9 protein-coding genes are annotated in these 11,341 nt (G+C 70.6%); 5 read left to right on the top strand and 4 right to left on the bottom strand.

Translation table 11 applies throughout. The features are described from left to right. Positions 1–209: 209 nt before the first annotated feature. Positions 210–1,631 carry a carbohydrate-binding protein gene (locus ABT294_RS00045; protein WP_350802374.1) on the top strand — a complete coding sequence of 474 codons (1,422 nt, stop codon included), beginning with the start codon at positions 210–212 and terminating at the stop codon, positions 1,629–1,631. Between the two features lie 104 nt (positions 1,632–1,735). Next, complete coding sequence (locus ABT294_RS00040) at positions 1,736–3,385, top strand: carbohydrate binding domain-containing protein (RefSeq protein WP_350802372.1); 1,650 nt, start codon at positions 1,736–1,738, stop codon at positions 3,383–3,385. Here the strand turns inward: ABT294_RS00040 and ABT294_RS00035 are convergent. Then, positions 3,375–4,985 carry a molybdopterin-dependent oxidoreductase gene (locus ABT294_RS00035; RefSeq protein WP_350802370.1) on the bottom strand — a complete coding sequence of 537 codons (1,611 nt, stop codon included), beginning with the start codon at positions 4,983–4,985 and terminating at the stop codon, positions 3,375–3,377. The two genes, ABT294_RS00040 and ABT294_RS00035, sit on opposite strands and share 11 nt — an antisense overlap. Before the next feature lie 119 nt (positions 4,986–5,104). Between ABT294_RS00035 and ABT294_RS00030 the strand changes: the two genes are divergently transcribed. Beyond that, positions 5,105–6,496, top strand: a complete 1,392-nt coding sequence (locus ABT294_RS00030; RefSeq protein ID WP_350802369.1) for a putative hexosyltransferase — start codon at positions 5,105–5,107, stop codon at positions 6,494–6,496. On the opposite strand, the gene erm is transcribed toward ABT294_RS00030, so the two are convergent. Together erm and ABT294_RS00020 are read right to left on the bottom strand one after the other, a co-directional pair. Then, positions 6,485–7,210, bottom strand: coding sequence for an ErmE/ErmH/ErmO/ErmR family 23S rRNA (adenine(2058)-N(6))-methyltransferase (gene erm / locus ABT294_RS00025; protein ID WP_502911949.1), 726 nt, complete (start codon positions 7,208–7,210; stop codon positions 6,485–6,487). The genes ABT294_RS00030 and erm overlap by 12 nt on opposite strands. A 325-nt stretch (positions 7,211–7,535) precedes the next feature. Continuing rightward, positions 7,536–7,943, bottom strand: a complete 408-nt coding sequence (locus ABT294_RS00020; protein WP_350802366.1) for a hypothetical protein — start codon at positions 7,941–7,943, stop codon at positions 7,536–7,538. A gap of 50 nt (positions 7,944–7,993) precedes the next feature. Between ABT294_RS00020 and ABT294_RS00015 the strand changes: the two genes are divergently transcribed. Further along, a complete protein-coding gene (locus tag ABT294_RS00015) occupies positions 7,994–8,857 on the top strand; it encodes a hypothetical protein (protein ID WP_350802365.1) in 864 nt (287 codons plus the stop codon). 178 nt (positions 8,858–9,035) lie between these two features. Further along, entirely contained in the window at positions 9,036–9,791 is a 756-nt protein-coding gene (locus ABT294_RS00010; RefSeq protein ID WP_350802364.1) for a DUF6597 domain-containing transcriptional factor, read from the top strand. A gap of 79 nt (positions 9,792–9,870) precedes the next feature. Here ABT294_RS00010 and ABT294_RS00005 read toward each other — a convergent pair whose 3' ends face one another. Then, a complete protein-coding gene (locus tag ABT294_RS00005) occupies positions 9,871–10,911 on the bottom strand; it encodes an AI-2E family transporter (RefSeq protein ID WP_350802362.1) in 1,041 nt (346 codons plus the stop codon). Positions 10,912–11,341 lie beyond the last annotated feature (430 nt).

Raw genomic sequence — 11,341 nt, 5'->3', positions numbered from 1 at the left:
AACTTTCCTAAAAGTAATGCGGCGCGCCCACCTCATCCCCCTGACCCGGCCCCGCAACCAGCGCCGCTGACGCCCCCCACGCCTCCCCGATGCCTCCCGACGGCCCGCCGCACCTCGCGGGCCGTGCCGTACGGCTCGCGCTCTCACCCCCCGGCGCGGGCCGTGCGGCACGCCAGCCACGTCCGTCAAGCCGCACTTCAGGGAATGCCATGAGATTTCGCCGTAAGATCCTCGCCTTACTCGCCGCCCTGGCGCTGGCCGGCGCCGGGCTCGCCACCACCGTGCAGTCCGCGTACGGCGCGGTCCAGCAGGTCGCCGCCTACCCGGCCTGGGCGGCGTGGACGCCCTACGCGATCGGCGCCCGCGTCACCTACAACGGCGTCGACTACGAGTGCATCCAGGCCCACACCTCGCAGCCCGGCTGGGAGCCGCCGAACGTCCCCGCCCTGTGGAAGGTCGTGAGCGGCGGAGGCGGCAACCCCGGCGCCCCCGGCCAGCCCGGCACGCCGAGCGTGACCGGCTCCACGAACAGCTCGATCTCGCTGTCGTGGGGGGCGTCCTCCGGCACGGTAACCGGCTACCGGGTCTACGAAGGCTCCGGCGTCGCCGCCACCGTCACGGGGACGTCCGCCACGATCGGCTCGCTCGGCGCCTGCACCACGCACACCTACACCGTCAAGGCGTACAACTCGGCGGGCGAGTCGGCGGCCAGTGCCTCCGTCACCGGCGCGACCAGCGGCTGCTCGTCCGGTGGCAGCAAGCTGCCCGGCGCGCCCTACCTCTACATGGGCTGGGGCGACCCGCCCGCGCCCGGCACGGTGATGAGCGCGACCGGGGTCAAGTCGTTCACGATGGCGTTCATCCTGTCGAGCGGCGGCTGCACCCCCGCCTGGGACGGACAGCGACCGCTGACCGGCGGAGCCGACGCCCAGGCCATCTCCGCGATCAAGGCGGCAGGCGGCAGCGTGCAGATCTCGTTCGGCGGCTGGCAGGGCAACAAGCTCGGCCCCAACTGCTCCACGCCGCAGGCGTTCGCCGGCGCGGTGCAGCAGGTCATCAACGCCGTCGGCCCCGCCGTGGTGGACTTCGACATCGAGAACACCGACGAGTTCGAGAGCGAGGTCGTCCAGGACCGCATCCTGAACGGCCTCAAGATCGTCAAGTCGAACAACCCGAACGTCAAGGTCGTCGTCACCTTCGGCACCTCCACCTCCGGCCCGACCTACTGGGGCACCCGGCTGATCAACCGGTCGAAGGAACTGGCCGTGCCGATCGACAACTACACGATCATGCCGTTCGACTTCGGCGGCGGCGCGAACATGTACCAGAGCACCGTCAACGCGTCCGAAGGGCTGAAGAACGCCCTCAAGACCGCCTTCTCCTGGTCGGACGCCCAGGCGTACGCGCACATGGGCATCTCCGGCATGAACGGCCTGTCCGACCAGCAGGAGCTGACCAACCAGAGCACCTGGACGCAGATCCGCGACTACGCCAACTCCCGGGGCCTGACCAGGCTCGCGTTCTGGTCCGTCAACCGTGACCGGCCCTGCCCGGGCGGCGGCGTCCAGTCGAACTGCAGCGGCATCTCGCAGGCGAACTGGGACTTCACCAAGATCACCGCTGGCTTCTAGGCCACGGCGACGGGAGAGCGGCGATCCCGCTCTCCTCAGCCGCCCCACCGCACGTCCCCAGGCGCGCGGTGGGGCGCCCTGAGATCACTGATGCGAGGAACCCCATGAAGATTCGAGGACTCGCGGCGGCAGCCGTGCTCGCCCTGGGACTCACCACCCTCTCCGCCGCCCCGGCTCTCGCGGCGAACATCCTGGCCAATCCCGGCTTCGAGTCGGGGCTGAGCGGCTGGACCTGCTCGGCCACGTCGGCGGCCCAGGCCGTGTCGTCGCCGGTCCACGGCGGCGCCAAGGCCCTCCAGGCCACCCCGGCCGGCAGCGACTACGCCCGCTGCCAGCAGACGATCACCGTCAAGCCGAGCACGACGTACCAGCTGTCCGGGTGGGTGCGGGGCGACTACGTCTTCCTCGGCGCGACCGGCGCCGGCGTGGACACCAGCACCTGGGGCGCGCCCGGCGCGCAGTGGCAGCAACTGAAGACGTCCTTCACCACGCCCGCCACCACCACGAGCGTGTCGGTGTACGTCAACGGCTGGTACGGCACCGGTGCCTACCTCGCCGACGACCTCGTCCTCGACGGCCCGGGCGGCACACCCGACACCCAGGCCCCGACCGTGCCCGGCAACCTGACGGTCGGCGGCCCCACCAACACCAGCCTCACCCTGAGCTGGTCCGCCTCCACCGACAACGTCGGCGTGGACCACTACGAGATCTCCAGGGACAACGGCGCCCCCGTCACCGCCACCTCGACCGGCTACACCGCCACCGGGCTCAGCCCCGACACCACGTACGGCTTCCGCGTCAAGGCCTGCGACGCCGCCGGCAACTGCTCCGCCTACACCGCCTCGGCCGGCGGGAAGACCGGCAACGACAGCACGCCGCCCCCAGGGGACATCCGCTACGCGCCCTACATCGACATCACCATGTCCACCCCGTCGCTGGTCAGCGCCGCCAACGCGACAGGCGTGAAGAACTACACGCTGGCCTTCGCGCTCGGCGACAGCACCGGGTGCAACCCCGCCTGGGGCGGCACCATCCCCCTCACCGACGCGCGCATCATCAACGACGTCAAGGCCCTCCAGGCCCAGGGCGGCCAGGTGATCGTCGCCAGCGGCGGCGCCCAGGGCCCGTACCTCGAGCACAACTGCGGCACCACCGCCACCCTGCTCGCCGCCTACAAGAAGGTGCTCGACACGGTCGGCACGAACCACCTGGACGTCGACGTCGAGGCGTCGATCGACGTCAACAAGGTCAACAGCGCGCTCAAGCAGCTCCAGTCGGAGCGCGGCACGTCCATCAGCTACACGCTGCGCATCCAGGGGCAGGACTACGGCCTCGACCCGTTCTCTGTGCAGATCCTCCAGGACGCCGCCGCCAAGGGCCTCAACGTGACCGTCAACCCGATGGTCATGGACTTCGGCCACACGGGCAACTGGGGCGACGCGATGGTCTCCGCCGCCCAGGCCACCCTCAACCAGATGAAGGGCATCTGGCCGTCGAAGACCGACGCGCAGCTCAAGCGGATGCTCGGCGTCACCCCGATGATCGGCAAGAACGACACCGGCCAGACCACCACCCAGGCCGACGCCCGCAAGCTCCGCGACTGGGCCAACGCCAACCACCTCGGCTTCGTCGGCTTCTGGTCCGTCGGCCGCGACAACGGCGGCTGCCCGAACGGCAGCGTCTCGCCGACGTGCAGCGGCATCTCCCAGACGGCCTACGAGTTCACCGGCATCTTCAAGGGGTTCACGGGGTGAGCGAGCGCACGAGCTGGGTCGGCTTGACCGGCAGGCCCGGCCCGGGCGGGCGATAGGTCGGCAGCGCCTCGCCGTACTCGTGCATCCAGGCGTGGTCGACGAGCAGCCGCATGCGGTCCTCCTCCTGCGGGGGCGGCTCCGCGTGCGGCTGCTGCACGTACGGTTGCTCCAGGTGGTGGTCGAGCGCCAGCCTGGCCACCGCGTCGGCGACGAGGCGCACGTCCGGCGGGGCCAGGTCGCAGCCGTCGTCCGGGCCGATCAGCAGCTCCACCTGCGGCGGCAGCGGGTAGATCGGACGCGGGATGGCCAGCACGCGCGGCGCCGGCGCCATCGGCAGCCCGTCGCGCACCGCCTCCAGCAGCACCGACCGGGCCGTGCGGCGCTCGAACAGCCCCTCGCCGTGCCGCCAGCTCAGCGCCCCCACGTCCGAGGCGTCCTCGCCGCACGCGTGCAGGCACAGGTACGGCACCAGCGGGATGGCCGACCCGCCGCCGGGCTGCGCCCAGCCGTCGCCGCAGCCGGTCAGCGCGAGCAGCGCGAGCATCGCCCGGTAGGCGGTGTCGGCGTGCGCCGTCTCCAGCCAGCCGGGCACGATCACGCACCGCCCGCCGGTCTTCTCCGCGGTCACCCCCAGCTCCCGGGCGATCTTCAACGCGCGGGACGCCGCCACCCCCGTCTGCGCCTCCTGCCAGGCCGGCGTGTACGGCTCGTGGCGGTCGTCGTAGCCGCTCGGCCAGCTGCCCGGCAGCCCCCCGCGGGCCACCCCGTACACCGCGAGCAGCAGGTCGAACACCGTCGTGACGAGCTGGTCGCCTTCGCGCGCCACCGGCACCCCGCGCCGCAGCACGCCCGGCCCGTCGTCGAAGCGCGGCAGCAGGACCTCGACCGCTTCGGCCCCGTACAGGCTGAGCCGCCCGGACGCCCGCCCCAGCAGCCCGCCCGCGACGAACGCGCCGCCGTGCTCGCGCAGCCGCACCAGGAACGGCAGGTCGGTGCGGTCCATGGCGTGCCCGGCGAAGGCGGGCCTGTCGAGGAAGAACTCCTTGAGCAGCACGTGCCCCATCGCCATGGCCAGCGCCCCGTCGGTGCCGGGACGGACGACCAGCGTCTCGTCCGACAGCCGTGTCGGGTGCGGCCCGATCGCCACCACCTTCTGCCCCTTGTAGCGCCCGGCGATCACCCACGGCGTGTCGGGGGTGCGGACGGTCCGGTTGTTCTCCCCCCACAGCAGCACGTACGGCGCCCGCGCCCAGTCCTCGGCCCGCGGCCCGCGGAACCCGCGGCCGAGCACCTGCTCGGGCGCGATCGGCTGCTCGGTCAGCACCGCGCCGCCGAGCCCGCCGACCAGCCCGGCCAGCGGTGAGGTGGACAGCGCCGCCACCCGGTCAGGGCCGTGCTCGGCGGCGGTGTGGACGATCGCCGCGGCCGTCAGCTCCGCCGCCGTGCCGTCGTCGAGCGGCACCCGGCGACCCCCTCGAGCGTGGCGGTACAGCTCTGAGTTTCCTGTGAGTTTCGCCCAGGCCGCGACCGGGTCGCGAAGCCCGTCCCGCACCTCGAAGTAGAGCCTGACCAAAGCCTGGTTGACCTGCGATCCCCCCATGGAAAGAGTTCAACACAGACGGTCATGTTCTATCGCGTTACGACCCGGCATGTCGGCACACAGAATGGACAACCCCAGGTGTGAAGCACTTCTGTCCGTACGGCAGGCTAGATGTCGCCATGGACTACGCAGTTCTCACGGGGATCATCCTCGCCGCCGGAGTAGTGACCGCTCTGATCGCCCAGTGGCGCGACTGGCGGCCGCCACTCATTGTCGCGATCCTCGTGGGCGTGGTCGTGCGCGTCCTGCTCATGTTCACCGCCGCGCACGACTCCTGGCAGCCCGTCGACTTCGTCGAGAGCTTCAAGCCCGCGGGCGAGGCGGTGCTGAACGGCCAGGACCCCGTCCTGGCCAGCGAGGGCGGCTGGCACTTCCTGCCGACCATCCCCTACATGTACGGGATCCTGCTCTGGCTCGGCATCCCGTGGGAGTACGCGGGCCGCCTGGTCACCGTGGTCGCCGACATCGTGCTGATCCCGCTGGTCGCCAAGCTGGCAGGCGGGCCGAAGGCGTCGCTGCGCGCCCTGCAGTACGCACTCAACCCGCTCGCCCTGCTGGTCGCCGCCATCCACGGCCAGGTCGAACCTGTCGCCCTGGTCTTCGGCGTGGCCGCGTTCGTGGTCGCCCGCGGCCCCGGCGCGCCCGAGCGGGTCGGCGTCACCACCGAGATCGTCACCCGCGTCCGGCGGGGCGTCACGACCTACGGCTGGCGGGCGGCGCTGCGGCGGGTGCTCGGCCCCGGCGGCATGCTGCACAGGGCGCTGCTCCCCGGCGGAAGCGACCGGGCCGACCTGCGCAGGGGCGCGCTGGCAGGGTTGCTGATGGGTCTGGCGCTGTGCGCGAAGAGCTGGCCGATCTGGCTGATCCCCGGCATGCTGCTGCTCCTGCCCAACCTGCGCGCCAGGATCGCCGCGCTCTTCATGACCGGCCTGGTGCCGCTGTTCTTCCTGGTCACGCTGCCGATCTTCGCGGGCACGTCGCTGCAGCAGATCCCCGAGGTCATCAAGGTCATCCAGGACATCAGGCCGATCGTCGGCGAGTGGGGCTGGACCCCTCAGCTCACCGGAGGCAACTGGTCGCTGGAACCGGAGATGGCCAAGATCGGCACCAACCTGATCTACGTCTGCGTCGTGGCCGCGGTGCTCCTGTGGCGCCGCGCCGACCCGATCGACCTGACCACGGCCGTCCTGCTGATCTTCATGGTGGTCACACCCCGGCTGGGCGCCCAGTACCTGCTGTGGTTCATGCCGTTCCTGGTCGCCAGGCCCACCAGGTTCGCCTGGCCCGCCATCATCGGCGTCTCGGTGTGGTCGGCGTACGGGTACCTGTACATGACCCAGTTCGGCGACAACGACTGGTGGCTGCTGCACGCCGACTGGTCGCGGGCGTCGATCGTGCTGCTGCCCATCCTGCTGGTGGCGATGCCGTGGGGCCGCCGCAACCCGACGGCCCCACCGCTGGCCGAGCCCATCGAACCGGCGGGCCCGGCGCGGGTCACCTCACCGGTGTAGCCGCTCGAACAGCCTGACCCACTGGTCGGGGTGGACGAACGCGACCACGGTGTCACGCGCGACGCCCGCCTCGGCGAGCGCCGCGTCCACCCCCTGGTAGCGGGTCCGCAGCGACGCCCGCAGCGAGCCGCCCACCCCGCCGAACCCCAGCTCGACCAGCTGCTGGTAGTCACGGCGGGACGCGACGAGCGGCTCGGGCCGCCGCTCGATCCGCAGGATCGCCGAGTCCACCGAGGGCACCGGGTGGAAGCTCTCCCGGCCGATCCGGTCGCCCAGCCTCCAGCGGAACCACGGCCAGGACCTGACCGTGACCAGGCTCCAGCGGCCGAAGTCACCCGACCGCTTGCGGGCGTACTCCAGCTGCGTGAGCAGCGTCGCCGAGGTGAGCGCGGGCGCCCGCAGGCACCAGTCGACGATCCCGGACGTGACCGAGTACGGGATGTTGCCCACGACCGCGAACGGCTCACGCGGCGCCCGCGCGGCCGTGAAGTCGCCCCTGACCACGTCGATCCGGGGATCGTCGCGGGTCCTGGCGGCCAGCCTGCCCGCCAGCCTGGGGTCGATCTCGTAGCCGACCACCCGGGCGCCCGCCTCGGCCAGCGCCAGGGTCAGGACGCCCTCGCCGGGCCCGGGTTCCAGCACCAGCCCCTCCGGAGCGGCGGCCTTGACCACCAGCTCCAGGGCATGCCTGTCAACCAGGAAGTTCTGCGACAGCTCGCGCCGCGCCCTGTCTCTGGGCGTGCGACCGCCGCCGCCGTTCCTGGCCTTCTTCTGAGTGTGTGAATAGTTTCCGTGCGCGAAGTTCTGCGCCACAGCTGCTGCCCTTTCGGGTCCTCGAGATGGGAAAGGTCTCGAAGGGCCCTGGGCGCGCCGCGGACGCGCGCGTGTGGAGAGCCGCGTCCGCTAGCGGGCCAGAGCCCGGCTGTGGCGGATGCGTACGAACGGAGCGGCGAAGTAGCACGACATGCCCGGGAGCCTAGGCGGCGGTGACCGGCGGCGGCAACGCGATTATCGTGCCGCACCTCCTCGGACGTCCTCGCTACTGCGTGACGACCAGCCGCACCAGGTGCCCGTGCGACGCGAACCCGGGCGGGTCTCCGGGCATCACCCCGGTCACGCAGTCGAAGACGTTCTCGGCGCTCTGCCGGACCAGGAAGGACGGCTCGGCGATCGCCGACAGCAGCCTGATCGCGGCGCGGTGCGCGTCGATCCCGGCCAACGGCTCGACCGGACGCGCGACCACCTCGTAGACACCGTCGTCGAGCAGCCGCTCACCCAGCACCTCCCACCCCGGCACGGCGCGCAGGTGGGGGAGCAGATGTGCGTCCGGATCCTCGGTCACCCAGCCGTCCACGCGCATCGCCGCGTCCAACTGCCGCACCGCGGGCAGCATCGCCGCCGCGTCGCACAGGCCGGTGAACCGCTCGTCGTCGTCCCATCGCCGCATGCGTCCGATCCTTACAAGAGAACCGCCGAGGCAACAGATAGCGTCGCCACATGGACACACTGGCCAGGGCCGAGAAATACCTGCAGCTCAACGCCCGCTTGATCGACAGGCTCAGGTTCGAGGCGCTGTTCGCCGGCGCGCCCCGCGGACGCGTCCTGGACGTCCTGCGCTGCTACCAGAACCCCGACGGCGGGTACGGCAACGCGCTCGAGCCCGACCTGCGCGGCGCGGGCAGCCAGCCGGAGCCGGTCGAGGTGGCGTTCTGGATCCTGGACGAGCACGACGCCCTCACCGGGCCCGCGGTCGCCGCCGCCTGCGACTACCTGCTGAGCGTCACCGCCAAGGACGGCGGCGTCCCGTTCGTGCTGCCCACCGTCCGCGACACCCCGCGCGCCCCCTGGTGGGAGACGGACGACGACCCGCCGGGCAGCCTCGTCCCGACCGCCTCGATCGCCGGGCTGCTGCACAAGCACGGCATCGACCACCCCTGGCTCGGCCCCGCCACCGACTTCTGCTGGGCGAAGATCGCCGACATCTCCCAGACCACGCCGTACGAGGCCCGCGCCGTCATCACCTTCCTCGACCTGGTACCCGACAGGGCACGCGCGGAGGCCGAGTTCGCGCGGCTGCGGGAGGCGATCCTGGCGACCGTCGCCCTCGACCCCGACGCACCCGGTCACGCGCACTTCCCGCTGGACTTCGCCCCCGAGCCGCTGCGGCTTCCCCTCTTCGAGGCGGACGTCCTCGACCGCCACCTCGACGCGCTCCTCACCGCCCAGTCGGCCGAGGGCGGATGGAGCGGGAACTGGCTGATGTGGACGCCCGTGGTCGCCCACGAGTGGGGCGGCTACGTGACCATGCACCGCCTCAAGACCCTCCGCGCCTACGGCCGCCTGCCTGATATTGGCGGGTGATACGCCCCCAGGGCCCAGACCAGCGCGCGCCCGCCGCCGGCGTTGACTCCGGCACCCCTGCCCGCGTCCCGTACGGATGGTGGCTCCTGCATGCGATGACTTCTGAACGGTCCTTCCACGCGGCCGCCGGCACCTCAGCCTGGGCGGTTCTGTCGGTGCCGGGACGTAGCGTTGAGGCATGTACGCGGAATGGGCCCCCGACCGAGCTCTGGCCGACCGCATCGCCTGCTTCTGGCACCAGCACGGCGAGGCCGACGGCGTCCAGCTCGTGGTGCCCGACGGCTGCGTCGACCTGATCTGGGGGCCTGGCGGGCTCTTCGTGGCAGGCCCCGACACCGGGCCCGCACCGGTGTCCGTACGAGAGGGCGACACCTTCACCGGCATCCGCTTCAAGCCCGGCGCGGTCGGGGAGGCGTTCGGCGTCCCTCTCCAGGAACTCCGCGACCAGCGCGTTCCCCTCGCGGCCCTCGATGCGCTGCCGCCCCTCAGCGAGCCGTTCCCGGAACGTGAGGGGGCGTCCCTCGGCTTCGACGCGGTCGCGGGGGAGCCGACGCCGCCCTTCGGCCTCGACGAGCACGTCGCACGGCGGTTGCGCGTCCTGCGGGCGATGGTCGTGGCCAGGCTTCGGCAGACCCCCGGGCCCGACCCTGCCGCCTCCGACATCGCCGCCGCCCTGCGCACTGGGCGGAGCGTGGGCGAGGTGGCCTGGCACCTGGGGTTCAGCGAGCGGCAGCTCCAGCGGCGCAGCGTGGCCAGTTTCGGCTACGCGCCCAAGACATTGCAGCGGATCGTCCGGTTCCAGCGGGCGCTGAAGCTGGCACGGGCGGGGGTGCCGCTCGCCGAGGTCGCCGCCACGGCCGGGTACACCGACCAGCCGCACCTGTCCAACGACGTCAAGCGGCTGAGCGGGGTCGCTCTCGGGCAGCTCGTCTAGTTTCAGAGGTCGATCAGCGCCGTGGCCTCTCGGCCGGGTTCCAACATGTCCCTTGCCGACCCGGCGGGGCTTTCGACCCCTAGGTCCTGCTGGGCGGCGTGCCCGAGATCAGCGCGGCGGCCCACCTGGCGTTCGGGTCGCTGTCCACGAGCAGCGCCCGCGTCAGCAGGCTGAGCGGGATCGCGAGCAGCGCGCCCAGCGGTCCGAGGACGAACGCCCACACGACGAGCGACACGAACGTCATCGTGGTCGACAGCCCGACGGCATCGCCCAGGAACTTGGGCTGGATGAACGACTGGATGACGACGTTGATGACGCAATAGGCGGCGATGACGAGCAGCATCTGCTTGACGCCGCCGTTCAGGAGCGCCAGCATCGCCGGGGGAATCAGCCCCAGGACGAAGCCCACATTAGGGATGTAGTTGGTGATCAGCGCCAGGACACCCCAGAGGAAGGGCAGCGGGACTTCCAGGATCGACAGCGCGGCCACGTCCAGAACCGCGCAGATCAGCCCGAAGATCGTCGACACGATCAGATAGCGCCTGGTCTTGTGGGCGAACGTGGCGAGCGCGGTCACCAGGTGCGGCTTGTCTCCTCCGGAGGAGAGGATCTTCGCCGTCACCGGCGCGTCCAGGCACATGGCCAGCAACAGCACGACGATCAGGAAGAGCCCCGACAGGACGTCCAGCACGCTGGAGAGCAGGCTCTGCAGGATCCCGATCACCTTTGCCGGATCGAACGACTGGATCAGCTTGTTGAGCTGGGCGTTGCTGATGCCGTGCGTGGTGGCGAAGTGCTCCGCGTTGTTGACGAGTTGCTGGAACTGGTTGGTGTACGCGGGCAGCAGCGACGCGAGCTCCGTCGCCGAGATCGTCAGCACTCCCACCATGGCGAGCAGCACCAGCAGCACGATGAGAAACGGCACGGCCACCTGGATCCACCCCGGGGCCTTGTGGTCGCGCAGCCAGTCGCGCACCGGGGCGACGGCGACGACCAGCACCAGGGCCAGCACGACCGGTCCGACGATGGACGCGACCTCGCGCACGCCGAAGAGGGTGACCACCGCGCAAGCCATCCCCAGCAGGATGGCGAGTGTTCTCGGCATGGATTGATCGCTCACGGCGGGCTACCTACCCCTCCAATGAGACGGCACCGGAGTGAAATCCCCGATTTGACGGTTGCCAGAGGCGTACATAGAGTTCACCAGTCCCACGAGGACGACGTTGATCGTCGGCCTCGCTCCGGTGACCACCTCCAGCAAGATCCCTTTTGTGGACGGATCATGTCCGCAGCAGTGCGATTCGACAAGAGTCGGACTTGGGAGTAAGTTAGAGGGGTTGCCCCGGAGACGGGGTGGGTCTGAAATTCCGAAAGCGCCGAATTTGACAGAAAATACGGTCGCTGAAAGAATAAAGACACAACGAAATGAGCGCCTCTCGCAGGACCGGGGAGTAAGCGTCCGTTTCTTGAGAACTCAACAGTGTGTTAAAAGCCAGTGCATGATGCACAAACCCCGTCATTGATTTGACGGATTCCTTTTTGGTTGGGAT

The sequence above is a fragment of the Nonomuraea sp. NPDC000554 genome, from assembly GCF_040300065.1.
GTDB lineage: Bacteria > Actinomycetota > Actinomycetes > Streptosporangiales > Streptosporangiaceae > Nonomuraea.
Note: the sequence above shows the minus strand (reverse complement) of the source record. Positions and strands in the feature narration are given on the sequence as shown.